This is a genomic window from Paenibacillus cineris, from assembly GCF_018333335.1.
GTDB classification, from domain to species: Bacteria; Bacillota; Bacilli; order Paenibacillales; family Paenibacillaceae; genus Paenibacillus_AQ; species Paenibacillus_AQ favisporus.
In genome coordinates this window covers 4,367,093-4,384,747 of record NZ_BORU01000001.1, presented here as the reverse complement: position 1 = coordinate 4,384,747, position 17,655 = coordinate 4,367,093, and the positions used below count along the sequence as shown (strand labels likewise).

The following is a 17,655-nucleotide window of genomic DNA, read 5'->3' as shown; positions in this document are numbered from 1 at the left end:
CGTAACGGGTACTACACCATACAGCCTGCCGTCCCGCATGTGGAGGCGGGCTGGTCCCTTATTCCATATGAAGCGAGAAGCCGCGGATCGGATCAAAAGGACCAACACTTGTGGAGGTGCACCATATCGTGCAGAACATAGATACGCTTGCCTCTTGGATTGAACAAAGCGGCAATATCGTTTTTTTCGGTGGAGCGGGAACGTCGACGGAAAGCGGCATTCCCGACTTCCGTTCCGCCGCCGGGCTGTATCAGACCGAACAGCATCTGCCATACCCGCCGGAGCAAATGCTGAGCCGGTCCTTTTTTATGAAGCTTCCCGAGGTGTTCTTTGATTTTTACCGCAGCAAAATGCTGCATCCCGATGCGGCTCCGAACGGCTGCCACCGGATGCTGGCCAAACTGGAGCAAGCCGGCAAGCTGAAGGCTGTCGTGACCCAGAACATCGACGGATTGCATCAGAAGGCGGGAAGCAAAGAGGTGCTGGAGCTGCACGGTTCGGTTCACCGCAACTACTGCATGGGCTGCGGGGCGTTTTACGACCTGGAGCACATCATGGCGACGAACAAGCTCGTTCCGCGCTGCCCAAGCTGCAGCGGGATCATCAAACCTGACGTCGTCCTGTACGAGGAGCCGCTGGACCAGCAGGTGCTCTTTGGTGCGGTGGAAGCGATCTCCCAAGCGGATCTGCTCATCATCGGCGGCACCTCCCTGACGGTTCAGCCGGCAGCGGACCTGGTGTCCTATTTTCAAGGAAGCCGCACCGTCCTCCTGAATATGGACCCCACTCCATATGACCGCAAAGCGGATCTGTTGATTGCGGATAAAATCGGCGAAGTCATGGAGCAGGTGGAGCGGAAACTGGGTATTTAATGGGTGGCAGATGTTCATAGCGCGGTAAGCGTGGTAACAGCTTAGTCCATCCCTTTAACAGGAAGGATATCAGCCGGGACCTCCAGCCCGTGTAATCGGTTTCTTGTCAAATGCCTTGCCGAGGATTTATGATGGTTCTAGTAGTCTATTAACCGTGAGAGAGAAGGGCGGATATCAATGGCATATACACCAAGCGAATCACGTTATGAAGAGATGACTTATAACCGCTGTGGCCGTTCGGGACTGAAGCTCCCGGCCATATCGCTGGGACTCTGGCATAATTTTGGCGGAATCAATACGTACGAAAATGCGCGGAACATGATCACCCGCTCGTTTGATTTAGGAATTACCCACTTCGATCTGGCGAACAACTACGGTCCTCCACCAGGCTCGGCGGAAGAAACGTTTGGCCGGATTCTGGCCCAAGACCTGAAGAGCCACCGGGATGAATTGATTATCTCGTCCAAAGCCGGGTATTACATGTGGCCCGGTCCTTACGGGGAGTGGGGATCACGCAAGTATCTCGTCTCCAGCCTGGATCAAAGCTTAAAGCGGATGGGCCTCAATTATGTCGACATTTTTTATTCGCACCGCTTTGACCCGGATACTCCACTGGAAGAAACGATGATGGCGCTTGACCATATTGTGCGTTCCGGTAAAGCGCTGTACATCGGCATTTCGAATTATTCGGCGGAGCAGACGGCGGAAGCGGCCGCGATCCTGAAGCAGCTGGGAACGCCGCTCTTGATCCACCAGCCAAGCTATTCCATGCTGAACCGCTGGATCGAGAACGGCCTGCAGGACGTGCTGGATGAGCAGGGGATCGGCACGATTGCCTTTACCCCGCTGGCTCAAGGGCTGCTGACGAACAAATACCTGAACGGCATTCCGGAAGATTCGCGTGCCGCGAGCCCGTCGGTCTTCCTGAACGAGAGCAACATTACGCCGGATGTGCTTCGCAAAATTCGGGCGCTGAACCAGCTTGCGGCCGCTCGCGGCCAAAGCCTGGCCCAGCTGGCGCTGGCCTGGGTGCTGCGCGGAGGGCGCGTGACTTCAGCCCTGATCGGAGCCAGCCGCGTCAGCCAGATCGAAGACAACGTGGCTGCACTGAAGAATCAGGAATTCAGCAAGGAAGAGCTGGACCGGATCGAGGCGATTTTGAAAACGGAAAGCGAATCCTGATCCTGTGTATATCCTGCGGATCGATGAGAGGCAAATTCCGGTGACGGAAACTTAAGTCCATATTAGCGACCATCCTCGATTAACCCGTTAACACGGATAACTCGATTGCGGTTGACCTTGGGCGTATATCAGGTGTATGACCGGCCTGGACTAAACTTACGCACATCTTAGGTGCAATAACTCTCTTGTCTGGCCCTTAGGCGGAATAACCCGCTTGTCATGGGCCTAACACACAATAACCCGCTTGTCTGCCAGAGGGCAGGGCATGCGGGTTATTGTGTGCCTGGCGCTTAGGATCCGCGCTGCGAGTCCGGCCGGGCGGAAGCGACGAGGTCCGGAGCCGTTACGACGGCGCGGTACGCCGTCGGGGACTGCCCGCACAGCCGCTTGAATTGGCGGGAAAAATACAGGGCGTCCGTCAGCCCGACGGAGGCGGCCACCTGCTCGATCGACAGCTCCGGCCGTTCGCGCAGCAGCTGGCGCGACTTATCGATGCGGAGCTTAAGCAAATAGGTCACCGGCGAGCATCCGGTTTCTTTCTTGAAAATCCGCGAAAGATAAGCCCGGTTATAGCCGAGGCTGTCGCACATTTGCTCAATGGAGACCGGATGGGCGTACTGTGCCGACATGTAGTGGATCATCTGCTTGACGGTCCGCTGCACCTGCGATTCCGTTCCCGTCAGCCGGGAATGGCTGGACAGGATATTCTGCGCTTCCGAGAAGATCAGGTACAGATAGCCGAGCGACGCCAGATCGGCGCTTTCCTGCTTCGTATAGAACGCTTCCTGCATCCGTTCAATAGAGCCGGGGATCATGGTGTCCCCGTCGGTAAAAAGCACCGGATGCAGCGGGTCGAAGCCGGCGTTCACCAGGAGACCCTGCGCCTCTCTGCCGGAGAAGGCGGTCCAGCGGTAGCGCCAAGGCTCGCCGGCGTCGGAGGCGTAGCTGACCAGCTGGCCGGGATGAATGAGAAAGCAGCTCCCTTGTCCGAGCTCATAGGTGCGCTGCTCGGTTCGAAACGTCCCTTTTCCCTCTTCTACATAATGAAGCAGATAGTAATCATAAATTTTTGGCCCGACGGCATGCACAGGCCTGGTCTGGCTCTCTCCCGCAAACAGCACGTGCAGCGGGCCGTCGTCATGATAGACGGGGTTTGAAGCAACGGAGTAGGTCTCCTGCGGAATCATGGATTCATCGATCCTTTCACCAACATCAAAATAAATGCGATCCTTCTTACACCATTATATTCTCCAAGGTCACATAAATCCATATCCAGTCAACATAATTGCATTAACGCGGACAGGAAGTCCTTTTATAATGAAAGAGCAGAACCATAAGGAAAGGATGGGTGCATATCCCTATGACATCGGAAACTTTATTACAGCAATTCATGACGAAATACGGTGACAGCAGCGAGGGAGTACGTGTGTTTCATGCTCCGGGCCGGGTTAACCTGATCGGGGAGCATATCGATTATAACGGAGGTTACGTCCTTCCCGCAGCGCTGGAGTTCGGCACGACGCTGCTCATTCGGGAGCGCGGGGACGATGTGATTCAGCTGGCCTCCACAAATTTGCCTTATGAATACAAACTAGCCGTCAAGGAAATCGGCAGCAACAAAACGGGCGAGTGGGTGGACTATGCCGTCGGCGTCATGGTCGAGAACGCGAATATCGGCTGTCCGGTTACGAAAGGCTATGACATCCTCTATCACGGCGATATTCCGAACGGCGCTGGATTGTCTTCTTCCGCCTCGATCGAAGTGGTCACTTCGTATGCGTTGCAGTCGATGGAAGGGTGCAGTACGGATACGGTGCAGATTGCGCTCCTGTCGCAAAAGGCCGAAAACCAGTACGTCGGCGTCAACTGCGGTATCATGGACCAGTTTGCCGTCGCGAACGGAAAGAAGGACCACGCGATCCTGCTCATGTGCGACACGCTGGAATACAAGCATGTTCCGTTCCAGACCGGGGTCTACAAGTTGGTTATCAGCAATACGAACAAGCGCAGAGGCCTGGTGGATTCGGCTTACAACGAACGCCGCTCGCAGTGCGAAACCGCCTTGGCCCAGCTTCAGGCAAAGATGCCTTCGCTTCAGTATTTGGCCGGCCTGACGCCCGATCAGTTCGAATCGCTGAAGGATGCTATCGCCGATGAGACGGTCGTAAGACGTGCCCGGCACGTGGTCGAAGAAAACCAGCGCGTGCTGGATTCCGTGGAAGCGTTGAAGCAGAACGATTTGCATACCTTCGGACAGCTGATGAACGCTTCGCACGCATCGCTGCGTGACCTGTACGAGGTCAGCTGCGATGAGCTGGACGTTATGGTCGAAGAAGCGCAGCGGATCGAAGGCACGCTGGGCTCGCGGATGACCGGAGCTGGCTTTGGCGGCTGCACCGTGTCGCTCGTGCATGAAGATGCGGTGGAACGGTTCATTCAGCAGGTCGGCGAAGCGTATCAGGCGAGAACGGGCCTCAAGGCCGATTTCTATGTGTGCAGCGCAGGCGACGGAGTCAAAGAACTGAAGGGGGATCACTAACATGGCTATTCTCGTAACGGGTGGAGCAGGATATATCGGGTCACATACGGTAGCGGCTCTTCTGGAGCGCGGCGAGGAAGTAGTCGTGCTGGACAATTTGCAAACGGGGCACCGCGGGGCGCTGCTCGGCGGCAAGCTGTACGAAGGAGATTTGCGGGACAAGGAGCTGCTGGCGAAGCTGTTCGCCGAAAACGAGATCGACGCGGTGATCCATTTCGCGGCGAATTCCCTCGTGGGCGAAAGTATGCAGAAGCCGGTGAAGTATTATGATAACAACGTCTACGGCACGCTCTGCCTGCTGGAAGCGATGGACGCGGCGAACGTGCGCCGGATCGTCTTTTCCTCCACAGCGGCGACTTACGGTGAACCTGAACGCGTGCCGATTGTCGAGAGCGACCGTACGCAGCCGACGAACGTGTACGGGGAGACCAAATTGATGATGGAGCGTATGATGTCCTGGTTCGACCAGGTGCTCGGCATCAAATACGTAGCCTTGCGTTATTTCAATGCGGCAGGGGCCCATGACAGCGGCAAAATCGGCGAGGACCACCGTCCCGAAAGCCATCTCATTCCGCTGGTGCTGCAAACCGCGCTGAAGCAGCGCGAGAGCATCGCCGTCTTCGGCGACGACTACCCGACGGCAGACGGATCCTGCGTCAGAGACTACATCCACGTGAGCGACCTGGCGGACGCGCACTTGCGGGCGGTCGATTATTTGCGCAAGGGCGAGGCCAGCAACGTGTTTAACCTGGGGATCGGGGAAGGCTTCTCCGTGAAGGAAGTCATTGAGACGGCCAAGAAAGTCACTGGGCTGGACATTCCGGTCGTCGTGCAGGCCCGCCGAGCCGGCGATCCCGCTGTGCTCGTTGCATCTTCTGAAAAAGCCCGCACCGTGCTCGGATGGAACCCTTCGCGCACCAAGCTGGAGGACATTATCGAGAGCGCCTGGAGCTGGCATCAAAGCCATCCTGACGGATACGGCAAAGAATAAGGGGGAAGCGCATTGAATTCACAAACCGACACCACGAATCCCTTGAAAGAGCAAGCCTTGCAGGCGATCGACCGCCTCGTGCGTTTCGCCATGGATCACCGGCTCATTCAGGCTGAAGACGCCGACTACAGCCGCAACCTGCTGCTGGATATGTTCGGCGCAAGCGAGCCTTCGCTGAGCGAAGCTGTGCCGGAGGCCGCGGACAGCCCGCAGCCGATGATCGACACGCTGCTGGATTACGCATTTGAGATCGGACTGATGCCGGAAAACACCGACACCTACCGCGACCTGCTCGACGCCAAAATCATGGGCCTGCTCATGGCGCGGCCTTCGGAAGTGATTGCGGAGTTTGAGCGCACGGCACGAGAACAGGGAATCGAAGCGGCAACCGACCGGTTTTACCGGCTGTCGATCGATTCGAACTACATCCGGATGGACCGGGTCAGCAAAAACGTATACTGGACGTACCCGTCGGAATACGGCGACATCGAAATGACCATCAACTTGTCCAAGCCGGAGAAAAGTCCGAAGGAAATCGCTATGGCAAAGCTGCTGCCGCCGCCGGTCTACCCCAAATGCCAGCTGTGCCGTGAGAACGTCGGTTATGCCGGCCGGGTCAACCATCCCGCACGCCAAAACCTGCGGATCATTCCGCTTGAGATGAACAACGAAAACTGGTTCTTCCAGTATTCGCCTTACGTGTACTACAACGAGCACTGTATCGTGTTCCACCATGATCACGTGCCGATGAAGCTGACGAAGGACAGCCTGCGTCGCCTGCTCGCTTTTGTAGACGTCTTCCCGCATTATTTTATCGGCTCGAATGCCGATCTGCCGATCGTGGGCGGGTCCATTCTAACCCACGACCACTTCCAGGGCGGGCGCCATACGTTCCCGATCCAGAACGCGCCGAAGGAAGCATCCTTCGCTCACCCGCAGTTCCCGGGCGTGACGGCCAGCATCGTCAAATGGCCGATGTCTGTGCTGCGGCTTGCGTCGGCGGACAGTGCCGTCCTGCTGGAATGCGCCGATTCCATCTACGAAGCCTGGAAGCAGTACAGCGATCCGGAAGCCGAGATTTATGCTTTTACAGAAGAAGGCGGGCAGCGGGTGCCGCATAACACGGTGACCCCGATCGTCCATCGGACGCCGGACGGGGCTTACGAAATGGACTTGGTTCTGCGCAACAACCGGACCAGCGAGGAGCATCCGGCGGGGATTTTCCACCCGCATGCCGAAATGCACCATATCAAGAAGGAAAACATCGGCCTCATTGAGGTGATGGGCCTGGCGATTCTGCCGGGACGGCTGAAGGAAGAGCTGGATCAGGTCGCGGATATTCTGTCCGGAAACCGCGGGCTGTATGAAGCGCTGCTTCAGGACGACAACCATCCGCTCCAAGTCCACAAACCGTGGATCACCCGCCTGGTGGAAGAACAGGGCATGGAGCGGGACAAAGCTGCCGCCGAAGAATGGGTCCGCGAGGAGGTTGGACGCATTTTCGTGGAGATTTTGGGCCACGCCGGCGTCTACAAACGGACGGAGGCCGGGCAGCAGGCGTTCCGCCGCTTCCTTGCTGCGATGGGTTATACCGAGGCGTAATTTCTTATATCCGGGGGATGCGCCCCCTTCCTTACAAACCGCTTATTCCCTGCACGGGAAGGGCGGTTTGTTTCTTCTGCGGCCGGAGGGTTATAATATTTAGGGCAACTCATTACATCATGGAGGCGAATCCGACAATGAAAGCATTTGAATTTCATAACCCGACCAAGCTGATTTTCGGCCAAGGTCAGCTGGATAAATTAAAAACCGAAGTTCCGAAATACGGGAAAAAGGTGCTGCTGGTATACGGCGGCGGAAGCATCAAGCGCTCCGGCCTGTACGACAACGTGCTTGCGCTGCTCAAGGAAATCGGCGCCGAGGTGACCGAACTGGCAGGCGTAGAGCCGAATCCGCGCTTATCAACTGTACATAAAGGGGTGGACCTGTGCCGGACAAAAGGCATTGAGCTGATTCTTGCGGTAGGCGGCGGCAGCGTCCTGGACTGCTCCAAGGCGATTGCGGTCGGCTCCAAATACGACGGCGATATGTGGGACTTTGTGGAACGCAAAGCCGCTCCGCAGGCTGCCCTTCCGCTCGGCACGGTGCTGACGATGGCGGCGACAGGCTCGGAAATGAACGGAGGCTCGGTCATTACGAACGAGCAAACGAAAGAAAAGATGGGCTGGGGCAGCCCGTTTGCCTTCCCGGCATTTTCCATCCTGGATCCGGTGAACACGTATTCCCTGCCGAAAGACCAAACCGTTTACGGCATGGTAGACATGATGTCCCACGTGCTGGAGCATTACTTCCACCAGGAGACCAACACGCCGGTTCAGGACGGATTCTGCGAAACGGTCCTTCGTACCGTCATCGAAACCGCGCCGAAGCTGATTAACGATCTGGAAAACTACGAGTACCGTTCTACGATCATGTACTGCGGCACGATGGCGCTGAACGGTGTGCTGAACATGGGCATGTCCGGCGACTGGGCGACCCACAACATCGAACACGCCGTATCGGCCGTGTATGACATTCCGCACGGCGGGGGTCTGGCCATCCTGTTCCCGAACTGGATGAAATATAACCTGAGCGTGGATCCAGGCCGCTTCAAGCGCCTTGCCGTCAACGTGTTTAACGTGGATCCGGCCGGCAAGAGCGACGAGCAGGTCGGGGAAGAGGGCATCCAGGCGCTTCGCGATTTCTGGAGCTCTATCGGTGCGCCGGCCCGCCTTGCCGATTACGACATCGACGACAGCCAGATCGAAGTGATGGCTGAGAAGTCGGTCCGCTTCGGTCCGTTTGGCAACTTCCGTAAGTTGAACAAGGAAGACGTCATCGAAATTTACAAAATGTCGCTGTAAGGCGATAAGCGTTCTGTCAGCGACCGGAGAGCTGGAATATTCTTCCCTTCTCCGCCAATATAGCCAAGGGGCTTCCCATAAGGTCGATCCGACCCGGGAAAGCCCCTTTTTTCCATTCCACATCTTTTCCGTGTCGAGGGTTCGGGTTGATGTTGACCACCCCTAGGTCGCTGAATTCACGGCTTACTTTATACCTCCTGATCCGGCTTGGATCTCTCGGCCTTCCATAGGGTCGGCCTCATGATGGCCCAGTCTCTTTCGGGAGCGTGCCAGCATCACTAAGCCCAGGAGGGCTGTCAGAACGGCAATCATGACCATAGGGCTGTATCGGTTGACCTGATAGAGAGTAGTGCTTGCAATAGGGGCGATAATGGCGGAAATCCCCTGCATGGCTGCAACCATGCCGGCAACGCCACCTTGCTGTCCATGACTTACCGACAGAGAAGCGCCTGCCATAAATCCGGTCATCATAAGCCCAGCTCCTAAACCAAACACCAAAAACGCCAAATAGAAAAAGGGAAGCTGAATGGCAAAAAGGAATAGGAGCATGCTTGCGACGAGAATCAAAGATCCGAGCAGGATCATCGCCCGTGGTCCCCATTTCAGCCATTTGGACTGAACGACTTGTGAGATGAGCATAGCCAGGCCCGTAAACATGAGCCCGAAGGAAACGACCCCTGCCAACCGGTCAGACGGGAGACCGAGCTGATCCTGCAAATAAAAACCACCGACGACTTGAACCGTGACGAGCCCGATCATTGTCACCAACGCTGCAAGTAAATAGAGCCGTAAACCGGGGTGGAACGGACTGACTTTGACGGCCCCACCCCGAAGCGCCGGTTTCGTTGCAGGCATTAGCAGCAGAGTGACGACACAGGCGACAGCTGCCATCGTAATGCCAAAATATAAAGGCCACAATAAACCAATGATGGTGAAGATGCCGGCAACGGCCGGCCCCAGAACAAGCCCAAGCCCATTCGCAGCGCTGATGATCGCCATACCGCTTCCTCTATTTTTCCCCTCAGTCACATCGCCGATATAAGCCTGTGAGGAGGACAGGATGGCCGGAATGAAGAAACCGACCAGGCTGCGGGCACCAATCATAAGAGACAGCAGCAGCCCGCCGCTAAGCCAGTGTTGGAGACCGGCATAAAACACGGTCGTCAACAATAAAGTACTGATGCACATGCCGATAAACCCGATCAGTATAACCAGTTTCCGTCCTTTCGCGTCACTGATATTCCCCCATACCGGAGCCATGACGGCCATCATGACCGATCCGCTGGAAATCAGGATTCCGGAGTAAATTTCCTTGAGCCCTAATTCCCGTATTAGTGAGGGTGTGATTGGAGCAAGAAGCATAAGCCCTAACATCGCTACAAAAACGCTGAAAAAGACGCTTCCCTTTATTTTATTCATTCGCTGCACTCCTTTTCTCAAATGGATCATTTGAGTAGGAGTATAAGCAAAGCGGGCTGTGTGTTCTCCCTCGTTACGGATGGAACTGCGGTCAAACGGATTAAAATTGTTTTTTTACCTCGGAAGGCTTCATGCCGTATCTCCGAAAAAACTGCTCGGAAAATGCGCTAACGTTGCTGTACCCTACGGTCATCGCAGCCTTGGTCACATTGGCGGCCCGGTTTCGCAAAAGGCTCATCGCATGGTCGAGGCGGATCTGTCTTACATATTCGAACACGGTCAAGCCGAAGCATGCCTTGAATCCCATCTTCAGTTTAAAGTCGTTTAACTCGACCATCTTTGCCAATGCCAACAGCGAAGGAGGGTCTGCCATACACGATTCAAGGATTTGCTTTGCCTGGTGCAATTTTTGGACATCCCCTTTAGACAAACCGCTCGGAATAGGCGTCACAACAAATAGTTGATGCATATGCCGGTTCAGCAGCTCCAGTGCAACTGCTTCCATCATTAGCGGGGATCTGTCGGCATTTTTTAAATCCGAGATTAATTGCTCTATCAATATCATGCTTCTCGCATCGGGTTCAACATCAAAAGACCGGAATGTTTGCCCTTGCAGGAGCCGGTTAAAATCCAAATGGTTGTTTGGCGACGCTGCCGAGGGACTAGCCGCATAATCGAATAGAGCTACCGGGATAGCCAGTGATAATGAAGTATACGGCTCTTCAGCCGATGGATAAAACTGGGCTTGAAAGTCCTGAACGAAGGCAAGTGTACCCCGCCCGACCGGAGTTTCGTGTTCCCGGCCCGATACCACCACCTGCCGTTGACCGGACAGAGTGAACTGAAGTTCAACCATACGCCCTTTTGAGGCAAAACGAAAAGGATACGGCTTGTGATAGTGAACCTCATGGTATACGATTTCGATCCCGCTGTAAGTCGTGACCTTGTATGCTATGCCGGTGCCGACTTCGGGTCGAAGCTTATAAGAGATTCCGTTGTTTTGGCCGAATAAGGTTTCACCGAAATATCGCTGACAAATGGAAGTCAACGGTTCCACAATCATCACCTCTGACGACGATTATACCGGACGTTTGATTGCGTTTCGAGGGGATCATTCGAATCACGCAATCAGACAGGAATGAACGAGAGCTCTCAATGGTTCACCGGGCGGCTTCGCCGCACCCAATAATGAAGCCGGACCAACCAAATCGTCTTCATCATTCCCTTCAGTGCCAGAAGAACGGCCATCATCTTCAGCCAAAGGATGACGTCCGGCTGATAAATTTCTGCAATATGCCAAACCGGCACGACCTGAGTCATGCTCAATATGAGCACAATAAACAAACCTGCGAATTCCAGAACGATGTTGGCTATCACTCTGAAAGATTTTGCGGACGAGGCGGAAGGGTCAGGTCTCCATGGTCCAAGGCAGGTCCTGGCGGTTCGAGCGAATGTGTATAATAACCACGCACTGAGTATGATTATAATTCCGTTAACAAGCAGATATTTCTGCGTAATGCTTAGAAATGATCCACCTATCGGCTGCCCATTCAGGATGCTGATGACCCCGGTTGCGATGTGGGTCGTCGTGTTATTCCCGTCTCATAATCATTGTGCCCGTGCGGCATACTCGTTTTTGTAAATGCCCTGAACAAGTTCCAGCACTGGTCTGCCGGCTTCGGCATACTTCAACTCCGTGGGCTCGTTGTTCGACAGATATACCCCATTCAGCATCTTGTGCTTGCCGAAAGCCGCTTCATATAGAAGCGAAGCGCCCTTTGAAGGAGGACTCATGACCAGCTTCATCGCTATTTTTATATACCAGGGCAGCCCGGAATTTTTTCCTTTCCGCATCGTATTGTTACCCCCGGGGTCGGCGCTGCGGATCGTCAAGCCTTCGGTGGCTGCCAAGGGGGCGATTTCGCGGGTCCACAGTGACAACGCCAGCTTCGTAGAGGCGTAAGGGCCGAACAGCTTCTTGAACGTCCGTGGAGATGCGAGCTCTGCAGGCTCGAAGCGGCGGACCATTTTCATCGTCGAGGACGAGGTGTTAATGATCGTTTTGAAGGAACCTTGCTTTACCAAATCTTTCAGCTCCATGAAGATGATATAGGGAACTACGGTTTGCAGTTCGAAGTGCATCTCACGTCCCTGCTTGGAATACACAAGCTCAGGGAAGCTGCCCCCGGCATTGTTAAACAGTATGTCGATTTTGTCCTCCTTGCTCTTGATCTCGTCCAGCGTGCGCTGTAAGGCGGAGAAATCGGCGAGATCGGCTTTATATGGTCGAAGCTGCCGGTTGGCGAGAGCTTTCTGGATTAAGGCGTCGTCGCTGGGGAAAGCGGAACGAACCAAGGCAAGGACAGTCCAGCCTTCACCCAGCAGTCTGCGGGTCAGCTCCAGGCCGATGCCGTTGTTTGCCCCTGTAATCAGTGCAATTGAGTTGGTTTTCATATGTGCCTCCTAGCAGATGAATAGGTTTTTGTATTTGCGGTAAAGCCACTCTACAACTTGTAGTCGGCTACAAGTCAATCCCTATTTTCGAAAAACCTACCGGACTTGACCTGGAGTCAGCTCCAAGTTGTATGATGGTATGAACAGACCAGAAACGAAAGGGAAGAAAGCCATGACTGATGCATATACGATCAAAGAAGCCGCGGAGCATACCGGCATCCCCGAAGAAACGATTCGCTATTACGAACGGATCGGGATTCTGCCGCGCGCAGAGCGCAAACCAAACCGCCACCGGGTGTACCGGCCAAAGGATTTGGAGACGATGAAGCTGGTCACCTGCCTGAAGAAGACGGGTATGCCGCTGGAGGAGATGAAGCCGTTTTTGAAACTGTCGGTCGGCGATGACATCAGCGAGTATCCGGAGCTGCACGGTTTGATTTTGGAGCACCGGGCAAAAATCAGGGAACAGATGGACTCTCTTCAGCAGATCCTGGATTTCATTGATTCTCAGGTGATTGGAACAGCGCCTGAAGCGGAGTGTGGTTTGGCTGACCAGCCGAAACGATTCGGCTTCCTGAGCTTGAAACCGTGAGCCAGCCGGAAGGAAAAGGAGGATTTTGGCGGAAAATTCCCGGAATCTTAACGAAAAAGGAAAATTTTGAAACAATTTAGGCACTTCTAACGTATACCCTAATATAGACAGTCAGGAATACGCGCAGGGGGGAACGGTGGATGGAAACGCTTTATTGGAGCTGCCTGGCAGGCGGAGTTATTTTTGCGGTGGTCAGCGTGGTGCTCGGCGATATTTTGAGCCATGCGCTGGATGGGTTTCTCGATTTTTTGTCCGTTGACGTGCTGAAGCCGATGGTGATTGCGACGGCGGTGACCGTATTCGGTGGCGCAGGGATTCTGCTGCTGCGTTACACCAATTTGCACCAGGGCTTAAGCGCACTCATTGCTGGAATCGGCGCCGTTGCTATGGCGGGTGTCGTCTATGTGGCGTATGTCAGGCCGATGGAGAACAGCGAAAATTCCACGGGATATTCCATCCGCGAGCTCGAAGGCCGCATCGGTGAAGTGACGATTCCCATTCCGCCGGAAGGGTTCGGTGAGGTGATGGTGAGGCTGGGGGCAGGCAACACGCTGCACATCGCCTCCAGTCTGGAGCGCCTTCCGCTGCCCGCCGGAACCCGCGTCGTCGTCGTGGATGTGCTGGACGGCGTCCTGCGCGTGACCGGACTTGATGAGAGAAAAGGAGATGTGGTTTGATGACAGTGCCTGAATACCTGGTAATACCGCTGATCGTCATAGGGGTAATCGTCGTGCTAGGCTTGGCTTTCTGGGCCCGTTACAAAACGGTGGGACCGGATGAAGCCATGATCGTGACGGGATCGTTTCTGGGAAGCAAAAACATATCGGAGGATGAATCCGGGCGCAAAATCAAAATCGTTCGGGGCGGAGGGGCTTTTATTCTGCCCGTCTTCCAGCAGTCGGAATTCATATCGCTGCTCTCCCACAAGCTGGATGTGTCTACGCCGGAGGTATACACGGAGCAGGGCGTGCCTGTCATCGCTGACGGCGTGGCCATCATCAAAGTAGGCGGCTCGATTGAGGACGTCGCGACCGCAGCCGAGCAGTTCATTGGCAAGCCGATCGAAGCCCTGAAGGGCGAGGCGCAGGAAGTGCTGGAAGGGCATCTGCGGGCCATTCTCGGTTCGATGACCGTGGAAGAGGTGTACCGGAACCGCGACAAGTTTGCCCAGGAGGTTCAGGGTGTAGCGGCGAGAGATTTGAAAAAAATGGGCCTGCAGATCGTCTCCTTTACGATCAAGGACGTACGCGACAAGCAGGGGTACCTCGATGCGCTCGGCAAGCCGCGGATCGCAGCGGTGAAACGGGACGCGGAGATCGCCGAGGCGGAAGCGATGCGCGATGCGCGGATCCAGAAGGCGAACGCCGAGGAACAGGGGCAGAAGGCCGAGCTGCTGCGCGATACGAATATCGCCGAAGCGACGAAGGCGAAGGAATTGAAGGTAGCTTCCTTTAAGAAGGAACAGGACACTGCCAAGGCGGAAGCCGACCAGGCGTACCACATCCAGGAAGCCCGCGCCAAGCAGACGATGGTAGAGGAGCAGATGAAGGTAGAGCTCGTTCGCAAGGAGCGGGAGATCGACCTGCAGGAGAAGGAAATTCTGGTGCGGCAGAAGCAGTATGATGCCGAAGTGAAGAAAAAAGCGGACGCCGACCGGTATGCAGTCGAAGTCGCGGCCGAAGCAGACAAGGCGAGAAAAATGTTGGAGGCCGAGGCGCTGCAGTACTCCATCGAAACCCAGGCGAAGGCATCGGCCGAGCAAAAGCGGCTGGACGGCCAGGCCATTGCCGATGCAGAACGTGCCAAAGGTACCGCCGAGGCGGAAGTCATCCGCCTGCGTGGTCTTGCGGAAGCCGATGCGAAAGAGAAGCTGGCTGAAGCCTTCCAGAAGTTCGGCGAAGCGGCCATCCTCGATATTATCGTGAAAATGCTGCCGGACCTGGCGGGCAAAATCGCCGAGCCGATCGCTTCCATCGACAAGCTGACGGTGGTGGACACCGGCAAGGGAGAGGGCGCGGCACGCGTGAGCAATTACGTTACGGAGTTGATGTCGACGGCTCCGGAAATGCTCAAGAACGTGTCTGGCATCGACGTGGAGAGCCTCATCCAAGGCTTGACGGGACGGAAAACGCCTCCGGCTGCATCCGCGGCGCCTGCGGCCGTGCAGCAGGATTTGGTTACCCTGGAAGCGGGGGCAACGAAGGAATCATAGAACTCTACGCGGGATAACCGGCGCTTCGCGAGCCGAATGATCGGCATGCGAAGCAGACGACGGGGATCCCGATCCTCGATCAAACAGTAAAAGAAAGATAGTTTAAACGGCGGCTCGCTTTGGGTGTTTTTCCAAAGAGAAGCCGCCGTTTTTTATTTGAGGGATTTATCATAAGCATGGATTTACATTACAGCAGCAGTATCGCCGCACCCATCATCGGGGTGATGACCATGCATGTTTTCAGCCAACGGGCGGGAACACGCTTCGTAAACTTCGCCCCGATGTAAGAGCCGACCATCGTTCCGCACACCACCGCAATGAGCAGCCGGAAATCCAGGTACCCGATCGTAAAATAGCCTGCTCCGCCAGCCAGCGCGATCGGAATGATGACCATCATCGTCGTTCCTGCCGCATAGCGCATCGGCATGCCAAGCAGCAGCATGAGCCCCAGCTGGATGAACGGCGTGGAACCGATGCCGAACAGGCCGGACAGCATGCCGGTAACGACGCCGATCAGCAGCGCGAATGACCAATACCGCAGTCCCTTGGCGGCAGGCGGAGCCTGGTTCACGGACGCACCCGGCCGACGCGAAACGACAGCCATCCGCAGCCACAAGGCGAGTCCCGAGGCGAACAGCATGCCGGAAGTCATCCAGCCCAGTTTATCCTCCGGAATGAGCGTTGACCAGCTGGAGCTGACCCACGCCCCCGCTGCTCCGGCCAAACCGACGACAGCGCCTGACTTCAGGAGCATATTTCCTTCGCGGTAATGGCTGACCGAACCGGAAAGGGACGAGAAGAACATCGCCGCCAGCGCGGTTCCCAGCGCAATATGAATCGGATATCCGAACACAACGGTCAAGATCGAGATGATAAAACCGGAGCCGCCCGCTCCTACGAAGCCCAGGAGCAGACCGAGCAGAATCATAACGGCAGAGATATCGATCAGCTTCATCGGTCCACCCTCCACACCTGATGGGGAACGCCGATTCCAGCCGGTTCCGGCAGGTCATCAGCAACGCGGCTGGCTGTGTCCAGCACCATGATGGCTGGTTTTGTCCCATAGACCGGCCATGCAGGCAGCGCATCGATATTGGGATCCCCGCTTCGTATGAACGCGACCCAGGCTTCCCGCATACTTCTTGCGAGCGGGTATTGCTCGGCAGGTACTGCGTACGGGTCGCCGGCTGCAAGGACAGCTGGAGCCTGCGCTTCCGGATCCCAATGAATAAGGCTGCCCTCATAGCCGTGCGTCGCTCCGAGAGCGCCGCCAGCGCGAAGCAGGTACATCCATACCGGCGTTCCTGAGGAAGCGAGGGCCTGTGCAAACTGCACAGCTCCAATCGTGTACAGATGCTCGGTTAACGTTGTACACCATGCGTCGGCTGGGGACATCCCCTCGGCATAATGCTGATAGGCATCCCATACGGCGGGAGCATGGCTTCCAAAAAATCTGTCGAGCGGTTCCATGCCAGGGGAGTGGAGCATGGAATCGTCCCGGATGAAGATCGACGCTTCGTTTTCGTTCGTGCCGATCAGGAGCGGCGGCAGGCCGGAACTTGCGGCAATTCCGGCCAAAGGGTCCAAGGGAATGACCCGGCCGTCTGCCACCGGGCCGAACATGTGCAGGCTGCGCGACGTATCCGATCCGACGGCGGACTGCGCTGCGATGAGCTGCTCGAACGGAAGCTCCAGCAGTTGGCTTGGATCTGCACCGGACAAGCCCAGCTCCTCGAGAATCCGGAGGGTGGTGACGTTGGCGGTGCGCCGATCCCGGATTGCTTGGGTGGCGCCGCTCTGTGCCACGGCCCGGTGGAATAACCCGCGTGCCGCTTCCGTGGCATAAAGCGAAGCGGTGCACTTGGCACCGGCGGAATTCCCGATCACAGTCACGCGGGCCGGATCACCGCCAAAAGCGGAAATGTTACGCTGAACCCACTGCAGCGCGGCCGCAATATCGAGCAGACCGTTGTTTCCCGAGGCTGCATATTCCTCGCCCAGCACCTCGCCCAAGTAGAGGAAGCCTAACGCGCCAAGGCGGTAATTGACCGATACGTAGACGATGCCATCCTCCGCCGCATGCCGCAAACCGTCGCAGTCCGCGCCGGTGCCCGATACGAATCCGCCGCCATGAATATACACCAATACGGGCATCGATTCTTTTTCGCATCCCCGGGTCCACACGTTCAAATACAAACAATCTTCGGACTGTATACGCGCAGCCCCTACTGAAGGATCGGTTTGCTGGGGGGCGAGCGGACCGAAGTGATCGCATTTTCTTACGCCGGGCCATGGTTGCGGAGGCGCCGGGGGCTGGAATCTCCGTTTGCCCGTCGGCGGCGCTGCATAGGGAATGCCCCGAAATACATAGGCCCCTTGTAAAGGTACTCCTGAAACTTTGCCTGATGCGGTTTGTACGATCAAGGTGCTCGACTCCTATTCCTGTTGATTTGTGAACTATTATAACTTGTTTATGCCATGAACTATAATA

Annotated in this window: 16 protein-coding genes; 9 read left to right on the top strand and 7 right to left on the bottom strand. The window is 55.8% G+C overall.

Going from position 1 to position 17,655, the window contains the following annotated elements:
* Nucleotides 1-128: 128 nt before the first annotated feature.
* Together KI379_RS20405 and mgrA are read left to right on the top strand one after the other, a co-directional pair.
* Nucleotides 129-872 carry an NAD-dependent protein deacylase gene (locus KI379_RS20405; RefSeq protein ID WP_076169657.1) on the top strand — a complete coding sequence of 248 codons (744 nt, stop codon included), beginning with the start codon at nt 129-131 and terminating at the stop codon, nt 870-872.
* A gap of 177 nt (nt 873-1,049) precedes the next feature.
* A complete protein-coding gene (gene mgrA / locus KI379_RS20400; protein WP_212984530.1) occupies nt 1,050-2,054 on the top strand; it encodes an L-glyceraldehyde 3-phosphate reductase in 1,005 nt (334 codons plus the stop codon).
* Nucleotides 2,055-2,344: 290 nt separating this feature from the next.
* Here mgrA and KI379_RS20395 read toward each other — a convergent pair whose 3' ends face one another.
* Nucleotides 2,345-3,241 (bottom strand): AraC family transcriptional regulator, encoded by an 897-nt coding sequence (locus tag KI379_RS20395; RefSeq protein ID WP_076169659.1) that lies wholly within the window; start codon nt 3,239-3,241, stop codon nt 2,345-2,347.
* A 173-nt stretch (nt 3,242-3,414) separates the two neighbouring features.
* Between KI379_RS20395 and KI379_RS20390 the strand changes: the two genes are divergently transcribed.
* From KI379_RS20390 to KI379_RS20375, 4 genes are all read left to right on the top strand, one after another.
* Nucleotides 3,415-4,593, top strand: a complete 1,179-nt coding sequence (locus tag KI379_RS20390; protein ID WP_212984529.1) for a galactokinase — start codon at nt 3,415-3,417, stop codon at nt 4,591-4,593.
* Between the two features lies 1 nt (nt 4,594).
* Entirely contained in the window at nt 4,595-5,584 is a 990-nt protein-coding gene (gene galE / locus KI379_RS20385) for a UDP-glucose 4-epimerase GalE (RefSeq protein ID WP_089548310.1), read from the top strand.
* Between the two features lie 12 nt (nt 5,585-5,596).
* On the top strand, nt 5,597-7,186 hold the full coding sequence (locus tag KI379_RS20380; RefSeq protein WP_212984528.1) for a UDP-glucose--hexose-1-phosphate uridylyltransferase: 1,590 nt from the start codon (nt 5,597-5,599) through the stop codon (nt 7,184-7,186).
* A 137-nt stretch (nt 7,187-7,323) separates the two neighbouring features.
* Nucleotides 7,324-8,487 (top strand): iron-containing alcohol dehydrogenase, encoded by a 1,164-nt coding sequence (locus KI379_RS20375; protein WP_212984527.1) that lies wholly within the window; start codon nt 7,324-7,326, stop codon nt 8,485-8,487.
* Nucleotides 8,488-8,670: 183 nt separating this feature from the next.
* On the opposite strand, the gene KI379_RS20370 is transcribed toward KI379_RS20375, so the two are convergent.
* From KI379_RS20370 to KI379_RS20355, 4 genes are all read right to left on the bottom strand, one after another.
* Nucleotides 8,671-9,906 (bottom strand): MFS transporter, encoded by a 1,236-nt coding sequence (locus KI379_RS20370; RefSeq protein ID WP_212984526.1) that lies wholly within the window; start codon nt 9,904-9,906, stop codon nt 8,671-8,673.
* A 100-nt stretch (nt 9,907-10,006) separates the two neighbouring features.
* On the bottom strand, nt 10,007-10,762 hold the full coding sequence (locus KI379_RS20365) for a helix-turn-helix transcriptional regulator (protein WP_244879334.1): 756 nt from the start codon (nt 10,760-10,762) through the stop codon (nt 10,007-10,009).
* Nucleotides 10,763-11,058: 296 nt separating this feature from the next.
* Entirely contained in the window at nt 11,059-11,250 is a 192-nt protein-coding gene (locus tag KI379_RS20360) for a hypothetical protein (RefSeq protein ID WP_089548306.1), read from the bottom strand.
* Between the two features lie 264 nt (nt 11,251-11,514).
* Nucleotides 11,515-12,360 (bottom strand): SDR family NAD(P)-dependent oxidoreductase, encoded by an 846-nt coding sequence (locus KI379_RS20355; RefSeq protein WP_212984525.1) that lies wholly within the window; start codon nt 12,358-12,360, stop codon nt 11,515-11,517.
* Between the two features lie 172 nt (nt 12,361-12,532).
* On the opposite strand from KI379_RS20355, the gene KI379_RS20350 reads away from it, so the two are divergent.
* From KI379_RS20350 to KI379_RS20340, 3 genes are all read left to right on the top strand, one after another.
* Nucleotides 12,533-12,952, top strand: a complete 420-nt coding sequence (locus KI379_RS20350) for a MerR family transcriptional regulator (RefSeq protein ID WP_076170132.1) — start codon at nt 12,533-12,535, stop codon at nt 12,950-12,952.
* 140 nt (nt 12,953-13,092) lie between these two features.
* The gene (locus KI379_RS20345; protein ID WP_212984524.1) at nt 13,093-13,629 is read left to right on the top strand and encodes a protease; all 537 of its coding nucleotides are present in this window, start codon (nt 13,093-13,095) and stop codon (nt 13,627-13,629) included.
* The gene (locus KI379_RS20340) at nt 13,629-15,164 is read left to right on the top strand and encodes a flotillin family protein (RefSeq protein ID WP_212984523.1); all 1,536 of its coding nucleotides are present in this window, start codon (nt 13,629-13,631) and stop codon (nt 15,162-15,164) included. The genes KI379_RS20345 and KI379_RS20340 overlap by 1 nt, the downstream gene beginning before the upstream one ends.
* 187 nt (nt 15,165-15,351) lie before the next feature.
* Here the strand turns inward: KI379_RS20340 and KI379_RS20335 are convergent, their stop codons facing one another.
* On the bottom strand, nt 15,352-16,119 hold the full coding sequence (locus KI379_RS20335) for a sulfite exporter TauE/SafE family protein (RefSeq protein WP_212984522.1): 768 nt from the start codon (nt 16,117-16,119) through the stop codon (nt 15,352-15,354).
* On the bottom strand, nt 16,116-17,588 hold the full coding sequence (locus KI379_RS20330) for a carboxylesterase/lipase family protein (RefSeq protein WP_212984521.1): 1,473 nt from the start codon (nt 17,586-17,588) through the stop codon (nt 16,116-16,118). Before KI379_RS20330 ends, KI379_RS20335 begins: the two co-directional genes overlap by 4 nt.
* Nucleotides 17,589-17,655: the final 67 nt, after the last annotated feature.